Annotated in this window: 22 protein-coding genes; all 22 read right to left on the reverse strand. The window is 60.9% G+C overall.

Annotation, left to right across the window (positions count from 1 at the left end; translation table 11 throughout):
* Window positions 1-60: 60 nt before the first annotated feature.
* Entirely contained in the window at window positions 61-1,029 is a 969-nt protein-coding gene (gene fliM / locus BKX96_RS12690; RefSeq protein ID WP_046816908.1) for a flagellar motor switch protein FliM, read from the reverse strand.
* Between the two features lie 9 nt (window positions 1,030-1,038).
* Window positions 1,039-1,539: a flagellar basal body-associated protein FliL gene (fliL, locus tag BKX96_RS12695; RefSeq protein WP_046816907.1), complete on the reverse strand. Its 501-nt coding sequence runs from the start codon at window positions 1,537-1,539 to the stop codon at window positions 1,039-1,041.
* Window positions 1,540-1,669: 130 nt separating this feature from the next.
* Complete coding sequence (locus BKX96_RS12700) at window positions 1,670-2,974, reverse strand: flagellar hook-length control protein FliK (RefSeq protein WP_077184072.1); 1,305 nt, start codon at window positions 2,972-2,974, stop codon at window positions 1,670-1,672.
* Window positions 2,975-3,074: 100 nt separating this feature from the next.
* Window positions 3,075-3,425, reverse strand: a complete 351-nt coding sequence (locus BKX96_RS12705) for an Hpt domain-containing protein (protein ID WP_046816905.1) — start codon at window positions 3,423-3,425, stop codon at window positions 3,075-3,077.
* Between the two features lie 30 nt (window positions 3,426-3,455).
* Complete coding sequence (locus BKX96_RS12710) at window positions 3,456-5,162, reverse strand: ATP-binding SpoIIE family protein phosphatase (RefSeq protein ID WP_046816914.1); 1,707 nt, start codon at window positions 5,160-5,162, stop codon at window positions 3,456-3,458.
* A gap of 5 nt (window positions 5,163-5,167) precedes the next feature.
* Window positions 5,168-5,467, reverse strand: coding sequence for an STAS domain-containing protein (locus tag BKX96_RS12715; protein ID WP_046816904.1), 300 nt, complete (start codon window positions 5,465-5,467; stop codon window positions 5,168-5,170).
* A gap of 1,712 nt (window positions 5,468-7,179) precedes the next feature.
* On the reverse strand, window positions 7,180-7,629 hold the full coding sequence (fliJ, locus tag BKX96_RS12725; RefSeq protein ID WP_046816900.1) for a flagellar export protein FliJ: 450 nt from the start codon (window positions 7,627-7,629) through the stop codon (window positions 7,180-7,182).
* Window positions 7,630-7,635: 6 nt separating this feature from the next.
* A complete protein-coding gene (gene fliI, locus BKX96_RS12730) occupies window positions 7,636-8,994 on the reverse strand; it encodes a flagellar protein export ATPase FliI (protein WP_046816899.1) in 1,359 nt (452 codons plus the stop codon).
* Window positions 8,984-9,766 (reverse strand): flagellar assembly protein FliH, encoded by a 783-nt coding sequence (gene fliH / locus BKX96_RS12735; RefSeq protein WP_046816898.1) that lies wholly within the window; start codon window positions 9,764-9,766, stop codon window positions 8,984-8,986. Before fliH ends, fliI begins: the two co-directional genes overlap by 11 nt.
* A 4-nt stretch (window positions 9,767-9,770) precedes the next feature.
* Window positions 9,771-10,790, reverse strand: a complete 1,020-nt coding sequence (gene fliG / locus BKX96_RS12740) for a flagellar motor switch protein FliG (protein ID WP_046816897.1) — start codon at window positions 10,788-10,790, stop codon at window positions 9,771-9,773.
* Complete coding sequence (gene fliF, locus BKX96_RS12745) at window positions 10,783-12,570, reverse strand: flagellar basal-body MS-ring/collar protein FliF (RefSeq protein ID WP_046816896.1); 1,788 nt, start codon at window positions 12,568-12,570, stop codon at window positions 10,783-10,785. Before fliF ends, fliG begins: the two co-directional genes overlap by 8 nt.
* 15 nt (window positions 12,571-12,585) lie before the next feature.
* Window positions 12,586-12,915: a flagellar hook-basal body complex protein FliE gene (gene fliE, locus BKX96_RS12750; protein WP_077184074.1), complete on the reverse strand. Its 330-nt coding sequence runs from the start codon at window positions 12,913-12,915 to the stop codon at window positions 12,586-12,588.
* Between the two features lie 117 nt (window positions 12,916-13,032).
* Window positions 13,033-14,424 (reverse strand): sigma-54-dependent response regulator transcription factor FleR, encoded by a 1,392-nt coding sequence (fleR, locus tag BKX96_RS12755; protein WP_077184075.1) that lies wholly within the window; start codon window positions 14,422-14,424, stop codon window positions 13,033-13,035.
* Window positions 14,425-14,429: 5 nt separating this feature from the next.
* On the reverse strand, window positions 14,430-15,647 hold the full coding sequence (locus tag BKX96_RS12760; RefSeq protein ID WP_410454534.1) for a sensor histidine kinase: 1,218 nt from the start codon (window positions 15,645-15,647) through the stop codon (window positions 14,430-14,432).
* A gap of 130 nt (window positions 15,648-15,777) precedes the next feature.
* On the reverse strand, window positions 15,778-17,253 hold the full coding sequence (locus tag BKX96_RS12765; RefSeq protein WP_077184077.1) for a sigma-54 dependent transcriptional regulator: 1,476 nt from the start codon (window positions 17,251-17,253) through the stop codon (window positions 15,778-15,780).
* Between the two features lie 174 nt (window positions 17,254-17,427).
* Entirely contained in the window at window positions 17,428-17,724 is a 297-nt protein-coding gene (gene fliT / locus BKX96_RS12770) for a flagellar protein FliT (protein WP_077184078.1), read from the reverse strand.
* A 17-nt stretch (window positions 17,725-17,741) separates the two neighbouring features.
* A complete protein-coding gene (gene fliS / locus BKX96_RS12775; RefSeq protein ID WP_077184079.1) occupies window positions 17,742-18,137 on the reverse strand; it encodes a flagellar export chaperone FliS in 396 nt (131 codons plus the stop codon).
* 154 nt (window positions 18,138-18,291) lie between these two features.
* Window positions 18,292-19,680, reverse strand: coding sequence for a flagellar filament capping protein FliD (fliD, locus tag BKX96_RS12780; RefSeq protein ID WP_077184080.1), 1,389 nt, complete (start codon window positions 19,678-19,680; stop codon window positions 18,292-18,294).
* Window positions 19,681-19,761: 81 nt separating this feature from the next.
* Window positions 19,762-20,109: a flagellar protein FlaG gene (locus tag BKX96_RS12785; protein WP_077184081.1), complete on the reverse strand. Its 348-nt coding sequence runs from the start codon at window positions 20,107-20,109 to the stop codon at window positions 19,762-19,764.
* Window positions 20,110-20,183: 74 nt separating this feature from the next.
* The gene (locus tag BKX96_RS12790) at window positions 20,184-21,599 is read right to left on the reverse strand and encodes a flagellin N-terminal helical domain-containing protein (RefSeq protein ID WP_077184082.1); all 1,416 of its coding nucleotides are present in this window, start codon (window positions 21,597-21,599) and stop codon (window positions 20,184-20,186) included.
* A gap of 247 nt (window positions 21,600-21,846) precedes the next feature.
* Window positions 21,847-22,776, reverse strand: a complete 930-nt coding sequence (locus BKX96_RS12795) for a ketoacyl-ACP synthase III (RefSeq protein WP_077184084.1) — start codon at window positions 22,774-22,776, stop codon at window positions 21,847-21,849.
* A gap of 311 nt (window positions 22,777-23,087) precedes the next feature.
* Entirely contained in the window at window positions 23,088-24,668 is a 1,581-nt protein-coding gene (locus BKX96_RS12800; RefSeq protein ID WP_077184086.1) for a flagellar hook-associated protein 3, read from the reverse strand.
* Window positions 24,669-24,681 lie beyond the last annotated feature (13 nt).

A 24,681-nucleotide genomic window follows, 5' to 3' on the forward strand; every position in this document is an offset into this window, starting at 1 on the left:
TGTCCTCGGCGAACAACTCTTCAATCAGAAGAGTCAATTAATAGGGGGAGTGGCGCCGCCTCAACGACGCTCGATCGGCTCGATCACTTGCAGCGCAAGGTTGCCCTTGTGCGAGCCCATCTTGACCTTGAAGGCCGGCACGCCGTTGGCGCGCATGACCAGTTCTTCCTGCATGTCCACCGGAATCACATCCCCCGGCTGCATGTGCAGGATGTCGCGCAACTTCAACTGGCGACGGGCAACGGTGGCGTTGATTGGAACATCGACGTCCATCACATCCTGGCGCAAGGCATTGACCCAACGCTCGTCCTGGTCGTCGAGATCGGACTGGAAGCCGGCGTCGAGCATCTCGCGCACCGGTTCGATCATCGAGTACGGCATGGTCACGTGCAGGTCACCGCCACCGCCATCGAGTTCGATGTGGAAGGTCGACACCACGATGGCTTCGCTGGGGCCGACGATGTTGGCCATGGCCGGGTTCACTTCCGAGTTGATGTACTCGAAGTTCACTTCCATGATCGCCTGCCAGGCCTCTTTCAAGTCGACGAAGGCCTGCTCCAGGACCATGCGCACCACGCGCAGCTCGGTGGGGGTGAATTCACGCCCTTCGATCTTGGCGTGGCGGCCATCGCCGCCGAAGAAGTTGTCCACCAGCTTGAACACCAGCTTGGCGTCAAGGATGAACAGCGCAGTGCCGCGCAGCGGCTTGATCTTGACCAGGTTGAGGCTGGTCGGCACGTACAGCGAGTGCACGTATTCGCCGAACTTCATCACCTGCACGCCACCGACCGCCACGTCTGCCGAACGGCGCAGCAGGTTGAACATGCTGATGCGCGTGTAGCGGGCAAAACGCTCGTTGATCATTTCCAGGGTCGGCATGCGTCCACGGACGATGCGATCCTGGCTGGTCAGGTCGTAGCTCTTGACGGTGCCGGGTTCGGCAGCGATATCGGTCTGTACCAGACCATCGTCGACGCCATGCAGCAGCGCGTCGATCTCATCCTGGGACAGCAGGTCCTGCACGGCCATGTCGTGTTCCTACTGCAGTACGAAATTAGTGAAAAGCAACTGTTCGATCACCACTTTGCCGAGCTCTTTCTGCGCCACTTCCTGGACGCTGGCCGTGGCCTTCTGGCGCAACATTTCCTGGCCGACCGGCGAGGCGAGGGTCGCGAAGTCCTGACCGGAGAACAGCATCACCAGGTTGTTGCGGATTACCGGCATGTGCACCTTGAGCGCGTCCAGGTCCGCCTGGTTGCGCGCGAGCATGGTAATGCTCACTTGCATGTAGCGCTGGCGGCCGCCCTGGTTGTAGTTGGCCACGAACGCCGGGGCCATCGCCTCGAAAACCGCTGGCTGCTTGCCCACAGGGGCGGTCTCAGCCACGACGGCAGGCTTGCTCTGGGCGCTGTGCATGAAGTACCAGGTCGCCCCAACGGACAAGCCGATCGCCAGCAGCAGCGCCACCACGATCAAGATGATCAGCTTGAGTTTGCCTTTGGTTGCGGGGTCTTTTACTGCTGCGTCGCTCTTCGCCATGCCAATAATCCGTCACTATTCGGGTTTTCACAGTCGCACGGCAAGGCTGGAGCAAGTGTTATGCCAGAACTATCCAGGAAGCCCGATCGCTCCAATGCTCTGCGTGGGAACGATCGGGTTGAGCGCCGGGTCAGGCGTAATAGTCAACCGCGCTGGAGCCAATCACCCGCGTAGCCGTTGCGGCCACTTCCGTCACGCTCGGGGCGATCTCGTCATCCATGGCGTCAAGGCGACCGCCGCTGGCACTGGCCCGCCCGCTCTGCGCCTGCTGATGTTGCCCCTGATCCTGCGAACCGCGGGACTGGTCGGAGACGTTGACGTCAACCTGGCCCATGCCCTGTTGGGCGAACATGTCGCGCAACCGGTGCATCTGGTTGTCCAGCGCTTCACGCACCCCCGGATGAGCGCTCATGAAGGTCACCTGGGTCTGCTGGTCGGGCACCATGTTCACCCGAATGTCGAGGCGGCCCAGCTCGGCCGGCTGCAACTGGATGTCGGCCGCCTTGAGATTGGCGCTGGACAGGTACATGACCCGGTTCACCACTTCTTCGGTCCAGCCACTCTGGTGCATCGCGATAGGCTGGTTGACCGGCACGGCGTTGGCGGTTTTCGGCGTGGCCGCCTGGGTCAATGCCGCCAGGCGGTTGGCGAAATCATCGACCCGGGTATCGCTGCTGGCAGATGTGAGGTCCTTGAGGCCCGCATCGATCAGCCCCCCGAAGGCTTTTTCGCCCCCCTGGCCGGTACTGTCCTTGTCGGCTTGCACATCGAGCATGTTCGCCATGCCGGCGGCAAAGGTCTGCGCCGCGGTCAGCTCGCCGTCGGCCTGGGCTGGTGCCGCCTTGGGTTGTGCCTGGCTCGAAGCCGAGACATGCCCGCTCTGCTCCATGGCCATGCGCAGGGCTGGCAAGGCGTCGAGTGGGTCGGCTTCTGGATCGAAACCGGCGTCAGTGGCGGGAACGGCTGGCGCAACGAGCGCCGCCAACGTCTCTTCGGCGGGATCCGCCACCACAGGCGACGCAGGCGCCGCAACCACAGGCACCGAGGCGGGATCAACAGGCACTGCATCGACGACCGGCGCCTGTCCGGCGTCCGTCGAATCGGCATCGGCCGGCTTGTCGTCGGCTTGCGCCGGTTTATCGGCGGGCAAGTTATTGCCGCTATCGGCAACGGCGGGTTGCTGCGCGGCAGATTTATCTTCTACATCCTTGCGGGCGACGCTGTCGGCAACCTTGTCTCGTGCCGATTTCGAAGGTGTGTCAGGGGTCGACACGGCTTTGTCCCGAGCTTGCCTGGCGTACACCTGCGAGAAGCTGGAGGCCTTATCCCGGGGCTCGGCAATCACTGCGGTGGCAGGGGCTGAAACGGATTGACTCTTGGCCTGACTCTTGGATTGAGCAGCAGCCTGGAGCAGTGATTGGGGGGTAAGGGGCATTTAACGGTCTCCGCTGCACTGGGATCGTAGGTACAGTTGAAGAGTTGACTGCAAGGGTCGAGCCAGTTTCACTCGGTGAAAACGAAAAGCGCCTTATGCCTCAGTTTTCCGCCAGGGACCGCTGCCGCTCTGCTTCGTAAAGGGGTCGCACGATCGCGAACTCTACGTCGATTGCAGCGATCAGCTCCTGGATTTGGGAGGAAGAAAGCTTTTCGGCATTCTTCTCAAGTTCGCCACACAACGCGACGAGTCTGACGGCGCCCATATTGCTGCTGCTGCCTTTGAAGCTGTGAGCCACGTCTATCAACTGCGCAGCTTTCCCCGCCTCTCGCAGCGATTGCAGGCGTTGTTCGGAATCGTCGAGAAAGGTATCCAGCAACTGCGGATACGCGTCCTCCATGACTTCGCGCAACGCGCTCAGCGCGTCCAGGTCAAGATGTTCTTCAGTCACTTGTTCGCTCCCTGATCAAGAATCTTCGGATTATGCCAGAGCCTTCCAGTAAAACTCCACGCGGGCACTTCGACCGCCGTCAGACCAGCTCGCATTTTGACCCAACTGACGGATCAGGTTGACGCCGCGTCCGGACAGGCGGACAGGATCGGGGGGGCGCTGCAGCACCTGCCCGACATCAAAGCCCTTGCCGCTGTCCTCGACGCGAATCGCCAGGCAACCGCCCTCGCCCTCTGGCGTGACCTGTAAATGCACCCGGACATAACCGTCCTTCAATTCGTCCAGGCGCGTATTGCGCTGTTGATAATAGCGGGTAAAACCTGACACATCGCGCTTGAGGCTGGAGTCCAGGCCCAGCACCCCATGCTCCAGGGCATTGGAGTACAACTCCGCCAGCACACTGTAGAGCGCCCCGCTCTGCGCCCGCAGGCCATGCACTTCCTGGAGCAGTTGCAACAGATAGGGCAATGGATTGAAGCGCTTGAGGGTCTCGGCGCGAAACTCGAAACTGGCCGACCAGTCCAGGGGGCAGGACTGGCCGCTGTCGGAATAGACCGGTGCCGGTAAACTCGCCTGCGCGAGCTCGGTCAGGATGACCTCGACCATGCTGACATCGTCGCGGGCTACACCGCGAAAGTCACGCAGTGCCTGCTCGATGTCCTCGAACAAGGTGTCAGGCTGACGATTGGCGGCAAACACCTGCTGTAACCGCTGCACGCCAAACAGCTGATCATCGGCATCGCAGGTGTCGATCACCCCGTCGGACAACAGGAATACCCGGTCACCCACGGCCATCGGAAACACTTCGGTGCGATCATCGAAGGTGTGCGGGCTCAGCACACCCAAGGGTAAATGCCGCGCCGTCAGTGGCGTTCGCTCCCCACTGGCGATGTGGTGCAGATAGCCGTCCGGCATGCCGCCGTTCCAGACCTCCAGCGAGCGACTCTGGAAACCCAGGCACAGCATCGTCGCGCAGCAGAACATGTCCACCGGCAGGATGCGCTTGAGCTTGGCATTCATCTCGCGCAGGATTTCGGCCAGGCCGTACCCCTTGGCGGTCATGCCATAGAAGACTTCAGCCAGGGGCATGGCACCAACGGCGGCGGGCAGGCCATGGCCGGTGAAATCGCCAAGCAATACGTGCATGTCCCCGGCCGGGGTGAACGCCGCCAACAGCAGGTCGCCGTTGAACAACGCATAAGGCGATTGCAGGTAGCGGATATTGGGCGCATTCAGGCAACCGGAATGGGCCACCTTGTCGAACACCGCCTTGGCCACCCGCTGCTCATTGAGCAAGTATTCATGGTGCCTGGCGATCTGGTCGCGCTGCTGCAGGACGGTGGCCTGCAGGCGCCGCAAGCGGTCCATTGCCTTGATTTTGGCGGCGAGGATCACCTGGTTGTAGGGTTTTGCCAGAAAATCGTCACCCCCGACCTCCAGGCAGCGGGCCAACGCCTGGTTTTCCGACAGCGAGGTGAGGAAGATGATCGGCACCAGGGTTTCCCCGGCCAATGCCTTGATTTGCGCGGCGGCTTCGAAGCCGTCCATCACCGGCATCATCGCGTCCATCAACACCAGTTGCGGACGTTGCTGGCGAAACACCTCGACCGCTTCGGCGCCGTTGGCCGCCGTCAGCACTTGATGCCCCTGGCGGCGGACGATGCTCGACAACAGCAGGCGGTCGGCCGCGCTGTCTTCGGCGATCAGGATCGTCAGCGACTCGATTGCCGCCTGCACGGTGATCAACTGATGTCGAACAGCTTGTCGAAGTTGGAGATGGCGAGAATTTTCCTCACGTCAGAATTGCTGTTGACCACGCGAACGTCGGAATCGTCGCCACCGGCATGGTCACGCAACAGCAGCAGCATGCCCAGGGCGGAACTGTCGAGGTAGGTGGCCTCTTTCAGGTCGACCACCACCGCCTTGAGCGCCTTGTTTTCGTAGGATGCTCGGAAATCCTGATGCTTGGCGAAATCGAATCGTCCCTTGACCGATATCGTCAGTTTTTCCCCGTCCGGGGAGACTTCTGTAACGACTGACATGTCATGGCTTCCTTGTCATTGGTGAACCTTCTTGTACAAGGTTTAGCATCGTGTAGAGGTTGGGGCAAGGCAGGGATCAAGATCAAAAGATCGCAGCCTTCAGCAGCTCAGGTCCGAAGACAACCACGGATTCATGCCCAACACAAAACATTGTAGGAGCCCGGCTTGCCGGCGAAGGCGGCCTTGGGTATTGCATTGTTCTTTCGGGCCTCTTCGCTGCGATGCGGCGCCCCGACAAGCCAGCTCCTACAGGTCCGAGGACAGCCACGGATTCATGGCCGACACATAACATTGTAGGAGCCGGCTTGCCGGCGAAGGCGGCCTTGGGTATTGCATTGTTCTTTCGGGCCTCTTCGCTGGCAAGCCAGCTCCTACATGGTCCGAGGGCAGCCAAGGACTTATGGCTAACACAACACATTGTAGGAGCCCGGCTTGCCGGCGAAGGCGGCCTTGGGTATTGCATTGTTTTTTCGGGCCTCTTCGCTGGCAAGACGGTATCTACATGGTCCGAGGGCAGCCAAGGACTTATGGCCAACACAACACATTGTAGGAGCCCGGCTTGCCGGCGAAGGCGGCCTTGAGTATTGCATTGTTCTTTCGGGCCTCTTCGCTGGCAAGCCAGCTCCTACAGGTCCAAGGACAGCCACGGATTCATGGCCGACACAAAACATTGTAGGGCCCGGCTTGCCGGCGAAGGCGGCCTTGGGTATTGCATTGTTCTTTCGGGCCTCTTCGCTGGCAAGCCAGCTCCTACAGGTCCGAGGACAGCCAAGGACTCATGGCCGACACATAACATTGCAGGAGCCCGGCTTGCCGGCGAAGGCGGCCTTGGGTATTGCATTGTTCTTTTGGGCCTCTTCGCTGGCAAGCCAGCTCCTACAGGTCCGAGGACAGCCACGGATTCATGGCCAACACATAACATTGTAGGAGCCCGGCTTGCCGGCGAAGGCGGCCTTGGGTATTGCATTGTTCTTTCGGGCCTCTTCGCTGGCAAGCCAGCTCCTACATGGTCCGAGGGCAGCCAAGGACTTATGGCTAACACAACACATTGTAGGAGCCCGGCTTGCCGGCGAAGGCGGCCTTGAGTATTGCATTGTTCTTTCGGGCCTCTTCGCTGGCAAGCCAGCTCCTACATGGTCCGAGGACAGCCACGGATTCATGGCCAACACATAACATTGTAGGAGCCCGGCTTGCCGGCGAAGGCGGCCTTGGGTATTGCATTGTTCTTTCGGGCCTCTTCGCTGGCAAGCAAGCTCCTACAGGTCCGAGGGCAGCCAAGGACTTATGGCCAACACATAACATTGTAGGAGCCCGGCTTGCCGGCGAAGGCGGCCTTGGGTATTGCATTGTTCTTTCGGGCCTCTTCGCTGGCAAGCCAGCTCCTACATGGTCCGAGGACAGCCACGGACTCATGGCCAACACAAAACATTGTAGGAGCCCGGCTTGCCGGCGAAGGCGGCCTTGGGTATTGCATTGTTTTTTCGGGCCTCTTCGCTGGCAAGCCAGCTCCTACATGGTCCGAGGACAACCACGGACTCATGGCCAACACAAAACATTGTAGGAGCCCGGCTTGCCGGCGAAGGCGGCTTTGGGTATTGCATTGTTCTTTCGGGCCTCTTCGCTGCGATGCGGCGCCCCGACAAGCCAGCTCCTACATGGGTTTCGCGCTCACCCTGAGCTGCCGCAGGCTGCGATCTTTTCCCGGGCAACGATCAATACGCATCATGGCGCGGCAGGCGCTGGGACAATTCGTCCAGCAGCTTCTGCTCGCGCTTGTCTTCCAGCGCCCTTGCTTCGTCCTGGTAGCGTTGTACCAGTTTGCGCAAACCCTCGACCCGGGCGAACGCCTGTTGCCAGGTATCCCGCGCCTTGTTCAGGTTGTTCTGGTGCCAGGCAAGGCTTTGCCGCTGTTGATCGATGGCCGTGCCCAATTGCGCGAGAAAGCCCTGGTAGCCCAGCAACCATTGGCCGGACACGCCGGCACTGCCGCGCACGATCCACTGTTCCTGATAGTCGAGCCGAAAGGCTTCAAGGTCGGCCAACTTGCTTTCGGCCAGCCGGACCTGGCCCTGGAAGTGCCCCAAACGCTGGACCGCGGTTTTCTCGGCCTTCTCGGCCATTTCCACCACGGGGGCCAGGCGGCCCGCCCGACTCTGGGCCATGACCGGTTAACCGCCCGCCGCGGGCGCGAAGATCGAAGCGAGGTACGCTTCGCTTTCGCCCAGGCTGATGCTGTCGTTGAGGCCCTGGCGCAGGTATTTGACCAGCTGCGGCTGCAGGGAAATCGCCAGGTCGGTCTCGCGGTCGCCGCCGGCGACGTAGGCGCCGACGCTGATCAGGTCGCGGCTCTGCTGATAGCGCGACCACAACTGCTTGAAGTACTGCGCCCGAGCCATGTGTTCGGGCGACACCACCGCCGGCATGACCCGGCTGATGGAGGCCTCGATATCGATAGCCGGGTAGTGGCCCTCCTCGGCCAGGCGCCGCGACAGCACGATGTGCCCGTCGAGCACGCCCCGCGCCGAGTCGGCGATCGGGTCCTGCTGATCGTCACCTTCGGACAGTACGGTATAGAACGCCGTGATCGAACCACCGCCCTTCTCGGCATTGCCGGCGCGCTCCACCAGCTTCGGCAACTTGGCGAACACCGAGGGCGGATAACCCTTGGTCGCCGGTGGCTCGCCGATGGCCAGGGCGATTTCCCGTTGGGCCTGGGCGAAACGTGTCAACGAATCCATCAGCAGCAGGACGTTCTTGCCCTTGTCGCGGAAATACTCGGCGATTCGCGTGCAATACATGGCGGCGCGCAGACGCATCAGCGGCGCATCGTCCGCGGGCGATGCCACCACCACCGAACGCTTGAGCCCTTCTTCACCGAGGATGTGCTCGATGAACTCCTTGACCTCACGCCCCCGCTCGCCGATCAGGCCAACGACGATGATGTCGGCCTCGGTAAAGCGCGTCATCATGCCCAGCAGCACGGATTTACCGACGCCGGTACCGGCGAACAGACCGAGTCGCTGACCGCGCCCGACCGTCAACATGCCGTTGATGCAACGAATGCCCACGTCCAGCGGCTCGCTGATCGGTTCGCGCTTGAGCGGGTTGATGGTCGGGCCATCCATCGGCACCCAGTCCTCGGCCTTCATCCCGCCCTTGCCGTCCAGCGCACGACCGGCACCATCGAGCACGCGCCCGAGCATGCTCATGCCCATCGGCAAGCGGCCGCTGTCTGAGAGGGGAACCACCCGGGCACCGGGGGCGATACCGGCCACGCTGCCGACCGGCATCAAGAACACCTTGCTGCCGGAAAAGCCCATGACTTCGGCTTCGACCTGCACCGGGTGGTAGCTGTCATCGTTGATGACCATGCAGCGACTGCCCATGGCCGCGCGCAAGCCCTCGGCTTCGAGGGTCAGGCCGACCATGCGCAGCAGGCGACCTTCGAGGATCGGCGCGCCAGCCAGGGTCGTGGCCTCGGCGTAACTGCCCAGGCGCTTGGCGAAACTGGTGCGTTCAAGGCGCATCGGGGGCAGCCATTGGTTTGTCGCCGACGGGCAGCTCCAGGCTCAGATCCGCCGCGGCCGGGTGCAAGGCCTGCTCGTGAAGCTGGTCGAACAGCTTGTCCATCACGCGCGCTACACGGGTTTCCACCGTGGCATCGATACGGCTGTGTTCGGTTTCAACCCGGCAACCACCGGGCAACAGCGCCTCGTCCTCGACGATGCGCCAGGTTTCCTCATGGCGCTCGCGCAGCGCTTTGACCTGCGCGAAATCCTGCGGATTGATGTACAGCCGCACGTTGTCGACGCCCAACGGCAACAGCTTGAGGGCCTCGCGCATGACGTGTTCGATCTGCGACGAGTCCATGACCAGTTCGCGCTGGATCACCTGCCGGGTCATGTGCCGCACCAGCTCGACCAGAGACTTTTCAATCTGGGTGTCCTGTTCGGCGATGGGCTCGAACAGATGCGCCATTATTTTTTCAAGCCCGGCGATCTTCGCCGCCAAGGCCACTTCCGCTTCCTGGCGAACCTTGAGCGTGGTGCTATGGAAGCCTTCTTTCTCACCCACCGCGAAACCTTCGTTGTAGGCTTCCTGGCGAATGCTCTCGAGCTCTTCTAGGGTCAGTGGCTGGACTTCCTCCAGCGGCACTTCCTCCATTTGCGGCGGCTCGGGTTCGGGCTCAGGCTCAGGCTCGGGGGCCGGCGGATCGAAGCTGGGCAGCGCCCAGGATTCGAAACCACCGACATCCCGGGCCCGGATCAGGTCAGAGGGTTGCTCATCGTTCTTGGCCATGGGGTCAGATCATTTCCTCGCCGCCCTTGCCGCCGAGCACGATTTCGCCCGCTTCGGCCATGCGACGGGCGATGGTGAGGATTTCCTTCTGAGCGGTTTCCACATCGCTGACGCGCACCGGGCCCTTGGCCTCGAGATCGTCGCGCAACAGTTCGGCCGCACGCTTGGACATGTTCTTGAAGATCTTCTCCTTGACGTTTTCGTCCGAGCCCTTGAGGGCCAGCACCAGCACGTCGGAGGACACTTCACGCAGCAACGCCTGGATGCCGCGATCGTCGACATCGGCCAGGTTGTTGAACACGAACATGAGGTCTTCGATCTGACCGGACAGGTCTTCGTCGACTTCGCGGATCGAGTCCATGAGCTGGCCTTCGATCGAGCTGTCGAGAAAGTTCATGATGTCCGCCGCGCGCTTGATCCCGCCCAGGGTGGTGCGCGAAGCATTGGAGTTGCCGGAGAACTGCTTCTCGAGAATCTGGTTGAGCTCCTTGAGGGCCGCCGGCTGCACGGTGTTCAGCGAGGACACCCGCAGGATGATGTCCAGGCGCACCTTGTGGTCGAAATTGCCCAGCACTTCACCGGCCTGATCCGGGTCGAGATACGCCACCACGATCGCCTGGATCTGCGGGTGCTCGTAGCGAATCACGTCGGCGACCGCGCGCGGCTCCATCCACTTCAGGCTGTCGAGGCCGCTGGTATTGCCGCCCAGCAGGATGCGATCGATCAGGCCGTTGGCCTTGTCCTCGCCCAGTGCCTGGGTGAGCATCTTGCGCACGTAATCGTCGGAACCCACGCCCAGGCTGGTCTGGTCGCCGACGATATCGACGAACTCGCTCATCACCTGCTCGACCTGCTCGCGGTGCACGTTACCCATCTGCGCCATGGCCACGCCGACACGCTGGACCTCTTTGGGCCCCATGTGGCGCAGCACCTGGGCGGCATCGGTCGAGCCCAGCGACAGCAGCAGGATCGCGGCTTTGTCGACCTTGCTCAGTTTGGCGGCAATGGCTCGGTTATCACTCATCTGCGTTAATCCACTCTTTCACGACTTGGGCAACACGACCCGGGTCTTCTGCCACCAGACTCTTGATTGCGTTCAACTGTGCGTCATAGCCTTCGCTCGGGCTCGGCAGCAGGATGCTGGTCGGGCCGCCAAGGCTGATACGGTCGTTGGCCAGCTCGCCATCGAGGCCGCCCATGCCACCGAGCTCGACGTCGCTGCCGATGCCCGCCAACTGCTTGCCCTTGCCGCCACCGGTGATGTTGTTGAGCACCGGGCGCAACACGCCGAACACCAGCACCAGGATGAACAGGACGCCCAACAGCTGCTTGATGACGTCCCAGAACCACGGCTGGGAGTAGAACGGAATATCGGCAATCACTTCGCCACGTTCGGCGGAGAACGGCATGTTGATCACGCTGACGCTGTCGCCCCGGCTGGCGTCGAAACCGACTGCATCCTGGACCAGCCGAGTGAAACGGGCCAATTCGTCGGCGCTCCACGGCGCACGGGTGGTTTCACCATTGGCCGGGTTGATCTTGACCTGGTCATCGACCACCACCGACACCGACAGGCGATTCAATCGGCCCTGCTGTTGCCTGGTATGGCTGATAGAGCGGTCGAGCTCGAAGTTCTTGGTCGATTGCGAACGTTTGTCCGCCGGATATGGCGCGAGCATTGGCTGGCCGGTGGTCGGGTCCATGACCTGCTGGCCGTTGGCATCGAGCAGAGGCTGGCCAGGCTGCACCATGCCGGCCGCCGCGGTGGCGCCACCGGTGGTTTGCGGTGCCGAGGCTGGCGACGGTGGCTGGTTGCTCAGGGCACCCGGCACACCTTGCGGGCCGTTGCTGGCGGTACGCTGCTCGTTGACCGACTGCTCGCTGCGCAACGCCGGCTGGTCCGGGTTGAATTGCTCGGAGGTGGACTCGACGGCGCTGAAGTCGACATCGGCCGAGACTTCGGCCTTGTAGCGGTCGTTACCCAGCACCGGTTGCAGGATGTTGTGCACGCGCTGGGTGAGCATGCTCTCCATGCGGCGGCTGTAGTCGAATTGCTTGCCGGCCATGGTCAGTTCGGAGTTTTCCGCCTGATCGGAGAGCAGGTTGCCTTTCTGGTCGACCACGGTGATCTGCGACTTGCTGAGTTCGGGCACACTGGTCGCCACCAGATTGACGATGGCCACGACCTGGCCCGGCTCCAGCGAACGCCCGGAGTACAGCTCGACCAGCACCGAAGCGCTCGGCTTGCGCTCGTCACGCACGAACACCGAACTTTTCGGGATCGCCAGGTGCACCCGGGCACCCTTGACGTTGTTCAGGCTGGAAATGGTCCGCGCCAACTCGCCTTCAAGGCCGCGACGATAACGGGTCGCTTCCATGAACTGGCTGGTACCCAGGCCCTGTTCCTTGTCGAGGATTTCAAAACCGATGTTGCCATCGCTGGGCGTGACACCCGCGCCCGCGAGCTTGAGACGCGCACGGGACAGGTCTTCGGCCTTGACCAGCAAGGCACCGGAATTGGGTTCGACGCTATAGGCGATATCGGCGGCCGCCAGGGTATCCATCACCTGCTTGGCGTCCATGCCGGCCAGGCTGCCGTACAGCGGACGGTAGTCCGGCTGCTGGGACCACAACACCACGGCAAAGCCAATCGCCACGCTCGCGGCCAGGCCGACCATCAAGCCCACCTGGCGCAGCATGGTCATCTCGGAGAGGTTTTCCAGGAAGGACAACCCGAACAGCGGCGGTTTGCCGTCTACGGAGTTGGCCTTGGCCGGAACCTTGTCAGCGATTGCATCTGCCATGACTCAATCTCGTCCTTAAACCGGCATCTGCATGATGTCTTGGTAAGCCTGAACCAGCTTGTTGCGCACCTGGGTCAATGCCTGGAACGACACGCTGGCCTTCTGCGAGGAAATCATCACGTCCGTCAGGTCGACGCCGCTCTTGCCGATCTCGAAGGCGTTGGCCAGGGCCGTAGAAGCCTGCTGGGTGTCGTTGACCTTGTTGACGGCCTGACCGAGCATGTCGGAAAAGCTGCTGCCATTCAGTTCAGGGACGGCGGCAGTCGATTTCGGCGCAGACATGGCGTCCATTTGCATGGCGCGCATATCCAGCATCAACCGATTGAATTCAATACCTTGGCTCATGGTTTCTCTCTTTGAAAACGAGCTACGTCGCTGGCGGCCCGCAATTTTTTTGACGCTCACTCAGCGGGTAACGAGGTGTTAGCAACAAGGGTGCCAGCTCGGCGGATACCCGCCGAATCAGGTCGCAAACAAATACGCTTCCACGTCCATCCCGGCATCGCGCATCTGCGCCAGCTTGTAGCGCAAGGTGCGCGGGCTGATGCCCAGGCGCTCGGCGGCCTCTTTGCGGCGGCCGCGCTCGGTGCGCAGGGTGTCGATGATCATCTGGAATTCACGCCGGCGCAGGTCATCGCCCAGCGCCCCGGCAGATTCAACCTCGACCTCGATCTCCACCGCCCTCGCAGGCGCTGGCGCCAACGCCGGCAGCGGTGCGCAGGCAACCGGCCCGGCGAGACAGAAATCCTGGGGTTGAATCAGGCCACCTTGCTGCAGGATCAATGCGCGCTGAATCGCGTTATCCAGTTCACGCACATTGCCCGGCCACGGATAGCCGATCAGGCAGGCTTGCGCCTCGGGCGACAACCTCGCCGCGGCATGCTTCATTTTATTGACGTGCTTGGCCAGCAGGCGCTCGGCCAGGGGCAGGATATCGGCAGTGCGCTCGCGCAACGGCCGCCAGGCCAGCGGGAATACGGACAGGCGATAGTACAGGTCTTCACGGAAACGCCCCGCCGCCACTTCCCCGGCCAGATCCCGGTTGGTGGTCGCGACCACGCGGATATCCAGCGCTATAGGCTTGCGCGCTCCGACTCGCTCGACCTCACGTTCCTGCAGCACCCGCAGCAGCTTGGCTTGCAGCCCCAGGGGCATTTCGGAAATTTCATCGAGCAGGATCGTCCCGCCATCGGCCTGCTCGAACTTGCCGGCCTGCGCCGCGATAGCCCCGGTGAACGAGCCCTTTTCGTGGCCGAAGAGCGTGGCCTCCAGCATGTTGTCGGGAATTGCCGCGCAGTTGATCGCAATGAACGGCTGACTGGCGCGATGAGAGTGCTGGTGAATGTAGCGCGCCAGCACTTCCTTGCCGGTGCCGGACTCACCGGAGATCAGCACCGTGGAATCACTGCGCGCCACGCGCGCGGCCAGCTCCAGCAACTGTGCACTGGCCGGTTCGAACGCCACCGGTCCTTCATGGTCGCTGCTGCCGACATTGCCCAGCGCATGCCGCGCGACCAGCTCGAGCAGCGCCTTGGGCTCGAACGGCTTGACCAGGTAATCTGCAGCCCCCTGACGCATCGCATCGACCGCCCGCTCGACGGCACCGTGGGCCGTCATCAGCAGCACCGGCAGTTGCGGCTGTCGCGCCCGCAGCAAAGCGAGCAGTTGGTGACCGTCCATGCCCGGCATGTTGACGTCGCTGACCACCAGGCTGAACGCCTCGGCCGCCGCGGCCTCCAGGGCTTCCTGCGCCGAGGCCACGGCCTTGTAATCGTGACCGGCAAGCAACAGCGTGTCAGCCAGCGCTTCACGCAACGCGCGGTCATCCTCGACCAGTAGAACCTTGATGGCCATGAGTTTCACTCCACTCCCCGGGCGCTGCTTTTTTCACTGAGAAAAAGCGGTAGAAACACCTGCGCACAGGTGCCACGACCGATACGCGAGCGCAATCGCAACTCGCCCTGATGGGCCCTGGCGACAGCGTGGACCACGGTCAGGCCGAGGCCGGTGCCGGTAGGCTTGGTGGTAAAGAAGGGTTCACCCAGACGCGCCAGCACAGCGCCGTCGATACCGCTGCCGCTATCGCTGACGCACAATCGCAGGTTGTTTCCACGGGTGTAGAGATGCACCTTCAAGCGCACCTCACCGGCACTGGCCTGGATGGCATTCTCGATCAGATTGAGGACCGCGCCGACCAGGGTGTCGCGATTGCACAGCAATTCACCGGCATGACTGTCGCATTGCCAGCGAATCGGCAGGTCCTGCACGTGCGCCAGCGCCGCCGCCTGCAGTGATTGCATCAGCTGCGCCGGGGTTACTCGGTCGGTCAATGGCAGCTCACCGCGGGCAAACACCAGCATGTCGCGCACCTGATGTTCCAGCTCGTGCAAGCGCTCCTTGAGTCGTCCGGCGAAACGTTGCTGGGTGTCTACCGGCAGCGCTTGCTCGGTCAAGTGACTGGCGTAGAGCAAGGCCGCGGATAACGGCGTGCGGATCTGATGCGCCAGCGACGCCACCATGCGCCCCAGAGAAGACAAGCGCTCGTGGCGCGCCAGCTGATCCTGCAGATGACGGGTTTCGGTCAGGTCGTTGAGCAGCACCAGTTGCCCGGGCTCGGCATCCAGTGAACGCGTGGCAATCGACAGGCGCCGACCATCCTTGAGGGAGACTTCATGACCGTCGTCTTCACGGGGCGCAAAGCAACGGGCAATGACCTGGCGCCACAGCTCACCTTCAAGGGGCAGGCCGAGCAGTTCGCATGCCGCCGGGTTGGCTTCGCGCACGATGCCCTGGCCGTCGATGACGATGACGCCACCGGGCAGGAGGTCGAGCAGATGTTGCAGGCGATTGGCCAGGCGCTCTTTCTCCGCCAGCTCCTGCATGCGCTGGGCGCTGACCACCGCCAACTCGCCCTTGAGCTCGGTGACCCGGGCTTCGAGCATGCAGTAGGAGTTGGTCAACTGGCTCGACATCTGGTTGAACAGGGCAAACGCCTGCTCGAGGCCAAGCCGGCTCGCCTGCTCTACGGACGACGACTGCCCCAGGGCATCCCCCAGGGTATCTGGAACAGGAGACATTGAGGCGGCTTGGGGCATGATGTGCTCTCTCGCTTGGCTGACCGTCAGTGAAACGGAACGTTGCGAGGGCTATAGCAATACCCGTGCCTAAAAAAAACTGCTTGAAAATGAAGGGGTTGAAAAACAGGCGTCAATCATCCGCCTGTTCATCTCCATCACGGCGGCTCATGCCGTACTTGCGCATTTTTTCCACCAGCGTGGTGCGGCGGATACGCAGGCGTTCAGCGGCGCGCGCCACGATACCGTTGGCATCGTCCAGCGCTTGCTGGATCAGGCCCTGCTCCAGGCCACCGAGGTAATCCTTCAGGTCCAGGCCTTCTGGTGGCAGCATGGCATGGGTGGTGAAGTCCGGGGTATGGCCGTTGATTGCCACCCGCTCTTCGAGATCGCTGCGCAGGGTGTCGACCAATTGCTCGTCTTCATCGTCGACGTAGCGGAATTTCTTCGGCAGCTCGACCACGCCGATCACCCCGTACGGATGCATGATCGCCATGCGCTCCACCAGGTTGGCCAGCTCGCGGACGTTGCCCGGCCAGCCGTGACGGCACAGCGACATGATCGCCGCGGAGTTGAAGCGGATCGAACCGCGCTTCTCGTGCTCCATGCGCGAGATCAGTTCGTTCATCAGCAGCGGGATGTCTTCGACACGCTCGCGCAGTGGCGCCATCTCGATCGGGAACACGTTCAGGCGGTAGTACAGGTCTTCGCGGAAGGTGCCGATCTCGATCATGCTTTCGAGATTCTTGTGGGTCGCGGCGATGATGCGCACATCGACGCTCTGGGTCTTGTTGCTACCCACGCGCTCGAACGTACGCTCCTGCAGCACGCGCAGCAGCTTGACCTGCATCGGCAGCGGCATGTCGCCGATTTCGTCGAGGAACAGGGTACCGCCATTGGCCAGTTCGAAACGCCCGGCGCGACTGGTGATCGCCCCGGTGAAGGCGCCCTTCTCGTGACCGAACAATTCGCTTTCCAGCAACTCGGCCGGAATCGCCCCGCAATTGACCGGCACGAACGGCGCCTCACGGCGCTTGGAATGATAATGCAGGTTGCGCGCGACCACTTCCTTGCCGGTGCCGGACTCGCCGAGGATGAGAACGCTGGCGTCAGTGTCGGCCACTTGCTGCATCATCTGGCGCACGTGCTGGATCGCCCGGCTGGTGCCGACGAGGCTGCGGAACAGATTGGGTTCGCGATGCCGACCGCGCTCGCGGGCCTGGTCGTACATCTCGCGATAGACCTGGGCACGGTGCAGCGAATCGAGCAACTTGCTGTAGCTGGGAGGCATTTCGAGGGTCGACAGCACGCGGCGACGCTGGTCTTCCGGCAGGTCGATGGAAGAATTATCGCCCATCAGCAAAATCGGAAGGAACTCATCCCATGTTGCGAGTGTCTTTAACAAGCCCTGAAGCGAACCCGGAGCATTGACCGTCCCGATGAGGACACAGATCACTTCACGACTGGACGACAAAGAGACGACAGCCTGCTGCCAGTCATGGCTACCGCAGGGTAAATTTTCTTCGCCGAGAAAATTTAAAATCACCGCCAGGTCGCGGCGGCGGACGCTATCGTCATCGATCAGCAGAATTTTGGTTTCACGCCACATGCAATCGTAACTTCCCTAGTCAACCCGGTGCCCGAAATGAGTGGGCAAGCTAGACGCTTGCAGACTGGTTAATGCCTGTAGACGCCTGAAATCTGGAAACAGCCACTAGTAAAGTCAAAAAACCGTTCACAGTCAAATTTATGGCGCAATCCGATTGGATTAAGCAGAAATTAATTAACCAAACAGATGGTAAACCTTTGCCGCGCTCTTCGCTTGGTTGATCTGCGACATCTCATCAACAATTGCCTGACGCTCGCCCATCGTCACCGTCAATAAATCTTTGTACACCGCCAGCAGGCTTTCCAGATGGGTGCGCAGCGCATCTTCGTCGATCGGTGCCTCGGCAAGCACCTCATCGACGCACTCACGGCAGGCCGAATCGAGCTCGCCGATTGCATCCCAGTTACGCGCGGCCAGCGCATCGATCAGCGCTTCGCGTGTTTCTTCGATCCGTTGCAGTGCTTGGCTCATGACGTCATCCTCGGCCCTCAGGCCTGTGGGCTTCCAATCGCATCCCAACCGCTTTTCAAGGTTTCGAGCAGACCCGATACTTCGTCGATGATGGCTGCATCGTTATTGGCGTTTGCTTCCATCAAGCGGTTGGTCATGTAGACGTACAAGGCGTCGAGTTGCTCAATGGACGCCGGATCTTCAGTCTTCTCCGGGTTCAAGCCATCGCGCAGCCCGATCAGGATGTCGGTGGCCTTGCCCAGCATCAACCCCTTGAGTGCGATGTCACCCCGCTCCAGCGCGCCCTTGGCCTGCGCCATGCGGTCCAAGCCACCTTCCATCAACATCTGCACCAGGCGATGGGGGTTGGCTTCAGAGATCTGGGCATGGGAATTGACCTTCTGGTATTGGCGAAGGGCTCTCATGGGGTTCATGTTTCTACCTCGTGCAGACAACTACCGAAAAAGGGAACGCTCTGTTCTTTATGTCGACTGGTCGACAGAAAACTTTAATGCAGGCGTGTCGCTAACGAAAAAACCCAGGCGCGGTCATGACAGCTCGCCTGGGCTTTTTCATGAGAGCTGTCGATCACTCATCTTTCTGATTGTTCAGGGCGTTGAGCGTGGTCATGATGCTGCTGCTCTGGGCGCGCAGCTTGGCGACCAGGGAGTCCATGGCGTTGTATTTGGCCGAAAGACTGGCCTGCAGGAGCGTCATGCGCTCATCCAGGGTGTCCTGTTGCTTCTTGAGATCGTTCAAGCTTTCGCTCAGGGATTTGGAACGCTCCGCCAGAGTGCCAGTACTCGCCTTGGCATAACCGTCCGTGGCAGTCGTCAAACGCGCCAACAGTCCACTCTTGCCGCTGAAGATACTGCTGACGTCCGCCGCATTGGTGGCCATCGCCTTGTCCCACTTCTTGTCATCGAGGGTCAGCAAGCCCGTGGACGAATCGGTGCTGATACCGAACTGCGCCAACGATTTGAAGGTGCCGGTACCGGACAGGGTATTGAGTTCGTTACGAATCGAACTCATCAGCGAGCGCATCGTGGAATCACCCGTCAAGGTCCCCGCTGTCGGGGAACCATCGGCGTTGATCGTGACCTTTGTTTCCGCACTGATCGCCTTCATCAGCGCATTGTAGGTATCGACGAACCCCTTGACCCCGGATTTCAAGGCCGCGTTGCTGGTCGACACTGAGATGGTGATCGGGATCAGGTCGTCGGAGTCGGTTCTCTTCGACGAAACCGACAGCAACTTGATGCTGACACCACTGACCGCCTCCTCGATGGTATTGCTCTTGGACTCCATCTCGATCGTGCCATCGATGGTGTACTTGGCGTTTTTTGGCGTTTCCACCACCGTTGCGCCAACATCGATACCTGAATCGCCCGACAGCGTCAGGTCTGAGCCAACGCCCATGGTGGTCGATGTCAGTACAAGTCGCGACCCCGTGGAGTCTGTAAGGATGTTGGCACTCAAGCCTGACGTGGAAAACTGCGAGTTGATCGAGTCACGCACCTGCTGCAGCGTTGCCCCGGCAGGAACACTTAGGTCGTAGTTCTTGCCTGACTGAGAAATCGTCAAGGTAGTCGGACTCGTACCACTGTTGACCACCGAGGAAGCGCCCCCGGCAAAGGTCTTGGTCGACAGTTTCGACGCACTGGCCAATTGAGTCACAACCAGCGAGAAACTGCCCGTGGAAGCACCGCTGCCAGCGGTCATGGTGGCGATCTTTTCATCCGAGGACGAGGTGATCAAGCCACGAAAGCTGTTATCCGAGCCCATGGTAGTCAGGGCGCCACGAAAGGCGTCCAGCGCGGCCTGGATCTTGCCGATCGACGATAGCGTGGTGGTTGCTTTCAACGTTTGAGTGTTGATCTGCGTTTGTTTTGGCACCTTCTCGGCGTCAACCAGAGACTTAACAATCGCCTGGGTATCGATGTTCGAACCGATACCGCTAACCGTTGAACCCGCCATCGTTTTTCTCCTTATCCAGTGGCTGCCGCTTTCTTGGCGAGATGCGCCTCAAACGCAGACAACAACAAAATTCATGCCAGCTCAGACCTTGTCGTCAAACAACAGGCTGCTGGCTTGGCTTAGGCTTTGCGCCAGTTTTAGTGCAGTTTCCGAAGGGATCTGGCGAATCACGTCACCGCTCTCGGTGGCGATGACCTTGACCACGACCCGGCCGGTCGAATCGTCGATGGAAAAATCCAGCTGGCGCTGGCTTGCCTGAACGAACTCGCGAATATCGGTGACCGCCTGTTCCAGCTCATCACGCTTTGGCTCTGTCGCCGCCGGGGCGACGGCTTCGACCTTGGGCCGCAGGACAGGATCGACCGGTGCGGGCGGGGTTTGCGGCGCAACCGCTGGGTAAGACTGGTTCAACTTGACGCTCATATCCATGTCCAATCTCCTCATCACGGAAAAGACAAAAGGGCACGTAAACGCGCCCCTCCGTCAATTACCAAACGCTGGGATTACTGAAGCAGCTTCAGTACAGCGGATGGCAGCTGGTTGGCTTGCGACAGGATGGCAGTCGAAGCCGATTGCAGCGTTTGTTGCTTGGTCAGCTCGGCAGTTTCAGCCGCGAAGTCGACGTCCTGCACGGTGGAACGGGCAGCCGTGGAGTTCTTCTGGATGTTCTGCAGGTTGTCCACGGTGGTGGTCAGGCGGTTCTGGGTAGCACCCAGGTTCGAACGCACGTCGTCGATGGAGCCGATTGCCTTGTCGATAACGGCCAGGGCATTCTGGGCGTTGGTGGAATCGGTCACGTCGGTTTGCGAAATGGTGGTTTTTACCGAAGTAGTGGTAGTGCCGAAGACTTCAGCCACACCAGTACCGGTCAACGAGAAGCCCTTGGTGGAGTCCAGGGAAACTGCGCCAGTGGCAACCAGGGTGTCAGCGATTGCAACATCGTTGCTGTAGGTACCCGCGCCATCTTTGGCGGCGATTTCGATGGCAGCACCACCTGTCACCGCCGAGAAGCCAACGTTTTCACCGGTGTCGGACTTGATCGACAGGGAATTGTTCACTTCGTCGTAGTTGACGCTGATGCCCAGCTTGGCAGCGTTGGACTTCAGTTGGTCTGCCAGGCTGGCGGTGCTGGTAACGCCCACGAAGTCGACCTGCTGGCCACCCACATCCATGGTGAAGGAAGCCGGAGTAGCCGTGGCAGCAGTATCATCCACAGTGAAGCGAACTTCGGTGCTGGCACTCGCCGTCAGACCACCGACAAGCCCATTGAGGCCCTTGGCAATTTCTTTAGCCGAGGCGGCAGCACCTACGGTGAAGGTCTTGCTTTCGCCGTTGCCTGTGACAGTGATGTCACCGCCGGTCAGACCGGTCAGCTTCGGATCAGAAGTAGCGCTTTTGATCTGCTGCGAACCAATGTTGTTGGCCGCCACGTTTTCCAGCGACAGGTTGATGGTTTCGTTAGCGTTGGCGCCGACCTGGATGGCCTTGGTGCCGTAGGAACCGTCCAGCAGCTTCTGGCCACCGAAAGTGGTGGTCTGGGAGATACGGGTCAGTTCGGAAGTCAGTGCCTGGTATTCGTCGTTGTTCGACTTGCGGTCGGCATCGCTCAGGGAGCCGGTAGCCGAGGACAGGGCCAGGGTACGCATTTTCTGCAGGATGTCGGTCGAAGCCTGCATCGCGCCTTCAGCGGTTTGCGCGATGGAGATGCCATCGTTGGCGTTCTTCACTGCTTGACCCAGGCCGTTGATCTGGCTGGTCAGGCGGTTGGAGATCTGCAGGCCGGCAGCGTCGTCTTTAGCGCTGTTGATACGCAGGCCGGAGGACAGGCGCTGCATGGAGGTGGCCAGGGCGCCGCCGGCTTTGTTCAGGTTAGCCTGAGTAGTAATGGAGGCAATGTTGGTGTTTACGGTTAAAGCCATGACGAAATCCTCGTTGGATGGATACTGCGGCTTCCGGCCCTGGCAACCGCCGGGTGTGGCCTAGAGAACCTACGTAATAGTTATCGTCGCGAGGAGGCTTTGCTTGAGCGGTTTTTTCGATTTTTTTAGTGGCAGCGTGCCAGCCCTTTAATTTCAAGGTGTTAGAGACAGAAAAACGGCGCCAGAAAAACGCAAAACGCCCGGCAATTTACATGGCCGGGCGTTTCATTGACTGCGCGTGCGCGGATCAGCCGCGATAGAGAATCGCCGAGCCCCACGACAGCCCCACACCGAAGCCGCTGATGGCCACTCGGGTCCACTTGGAATCGAACACGTGGTTCTGCAACAGCAGTGGAATGCTCGATGACACCGTGTTGCCGGTTTCGAGCATGTCCTTGACGAACTTCTCCGGTTCACCTTCCTCGAAGCGGCGCGCCACGGCATCGACGATGGCCGCACTGCCCTGGTGAATGCAGAAGGCGTCGATATCGCCGGCCTGCAAATTGGACTCTTCCAGCAGCTCATGCAAGTGCGCCGGGACTTTCAACAGGGCGAAGTTGAACACCTGGCGGCCGTTCATGAAAAACACGCCATCGCTGACCTTCAGGTGCGGCGCGCCGGAACCGTCGGTGCCGAACTTCGACTTGCCGAGCTGCCAGACGGCGTTTTCGCCCATCCAGGTCGCGGTGGCGGCATCGCCGAACAGCATGGTGGTATTGCGGTCTTCGGGGTCGACGATCTTCGAATAGGGATCGGCGGTGATCAGCAGGCCGTTTTTCAGCCCCGCCGCTTCCATGAAACCCTTTATTGCATAGATGCCGTACACGTAGCCGGAACAGCCCAGGGAAATATCGAAAGCGGCGACATGGGTCGGCAAACCGAGCTTGTCCTGGACGATCGCAGCGGTGTGCGGCAATCCTTCCTCGTCACCGTTCTGGGTGACGACGATCAGGCAGTCGATGGCTTCACGCTTGAGTTCAGGGCTGGCAGCGAACAACGCATTGGCGGCCTCGACGCACAGGTCGGAGGTTTCCTGATCAGCATCCATGCGCGGCAAAAAGGCCGAACCGATCTTGCCAAGGATGAAGGTTTCGTCCTTGTCGAACTTTGCACCCTGGGCGTAGTTGTCAACCCCGGCTGTCGGCACGTAACTCGCTATATTTTTTATGCCAATCATTATGGCTTCCCAATAATAAACAGCTGAACATCGCCGCTCGCTGAATCGAGGGCGTCTACAGTCAGGGACCGGCCCCAGAGGGGCATCGTCGTGGCTCAAGCACCTGCTTGAACTGTCCGCCACCTTCACCGCCCGCAGACAGGATACAGTGAAGATGCGCGTTTTGACTGGCGGGTCACTCAGAGTTCACGGCTTTATTTGATTTTGTGGTCCGGGCCCCGTTTCGTGCAGCAGCGGATCATCGCGAAAAAAACCTCAAAAAAAGCCAGCCCCGTGCAACACAGGGCTGGCCGCGAGCGGTCAGGACCGACTCAAAGCTTGTTAAACAGGCTCAGCTGGGACACCTTGGCGAATGCCAGTTGCGCCGCCTGCAGCATGGTCTGCTGCAAGGTCAGGCGGGTCAGCACTTCAGCCGGATCGGCCTCGCGGATCGAAGACTGGGTGGACGTGTTGAGCAGATCAGTGCTCTGGTTCTGATCGCGCTGCATGTCCATCACATTGCCCCGGGCACCGATGGCACCGCGGGCCAGGTCGACCTGGTTCTTGGCATTGCTCAGGTTGGCAATGGAGGAAGCGATCACATTGTCCAGGTTGCGTTGTGCCGCCGGGTTGCCGGACGTGGGCGTTTCAAGTGCCTGGCGTAGCTGGCTGACCGTGTCGAGCACGTTCTGGGTCTGATGGGTGTTGACCGAAATATCGAACTGATCGTTGGCCGCCGGTGCCGGCGTGGTGCTCAGGGTAAAGCTGACGCCGGCCGCGGTCGCCACGCCGCCGGCCACGGTCCCGGTGGTAACCGGCGTACTGCCGCTGGTCAATGGCCGGGCGTACAACTCGAACGTCGTCGGGCTGGTGAACTTCAGCACCGCCCCGCTTTCCGGGAAAAAGCTGTTGTAGGCGGCGGCATCGGTCACCTGGGTCTGGGTGACCAGGGCCGTCGAGGCATTGCCGGGCGCGCGGGTACTGACGAAACTGTCCGGTTTGGCCTCCAGCTTGAAACTGTGGCCGGCGATGACCGAATCCGCGGTAGCGGGCGTGTCGGATGCCTGGAGGGTGATATCCAGTGCAAAGCTCACGCCGCGGAAAGTGATGTCGCTGCCATCCTTGTTGTTCGGATCGAACTTGCCGGCACCCGTCGCTTCGGCGGTCACGTCGTTACCCGCGGCATCGGTGATCACGAACTGCGTGCTGCTGGTGAACGCCAGGGTATAAGGCTCGCCACCGCGAAAGCTGGCATCGAAGGCCGGCCCCGAGCTGACCAGGCCTGATGACAAGGCTACGCGCCCGTCGTCGACAGCCGGCGCGGTCAGGGTGGTGGTACTGCGCGAGGCATTGATTGCCTGCTGGAATACTTCCCAACCGGTATCGTTCAGGCCCAGGGACATCGAGTCACCGATCTTGAGCTCCAGCTGGGTCTGGTCGCCCTGATAGCTGTAGGTGCCATCACTGTTGCGGGCGAACGGCGGCGTGTTGTTGCTGGCCCCGGAAAAGATGTACTTGCCGTTGGCATCCTTGCTGTTCATCAAGCTCAGCAGCTGCTGCTCGGCCTGGCCGACCTCCTCGCTGAGGGACTTGCGATCGTCGTCGTTCAAGGAGGCGCTGCCGGCACGCACCGTCAGCTCGCTGACTTTTTGCAGCACGGTGTTGATGCTGTCCAGCACGCTTTCTTCCTGCGCCTGGGCCGTGTTCAACGCGTTGATGTTGGTGGTGTACTGACCCAGCAAGGCTTTTTGCTGCTCAAGCTGCAGCAACCGCGCGGCGCCAACCGGATCGTCCGCCGCCGTCTCGAGCTTGATGCCACTGCTGGCCTGCTCGGCCGTCTTCATCACGTTGTTGAGGTTGCGTTGATAGTTGGCCGCGGTGGTCGCGTAGTACTGTGCAGTGGAAATTCGCATGCTCTACGGTTCC

It is taken from the genome of Pseudomonas putida, assembly GCF_001976065.1.
In the GTDB taxonomy this organism is placed as follows: domain Bacteria; phylum Pseudomonadota; class Gammaproteobacteria; order Pseudomonadales; family Pseudomonadaceae; genus Aquipseudomonas; species Aquipseudomonas serbica.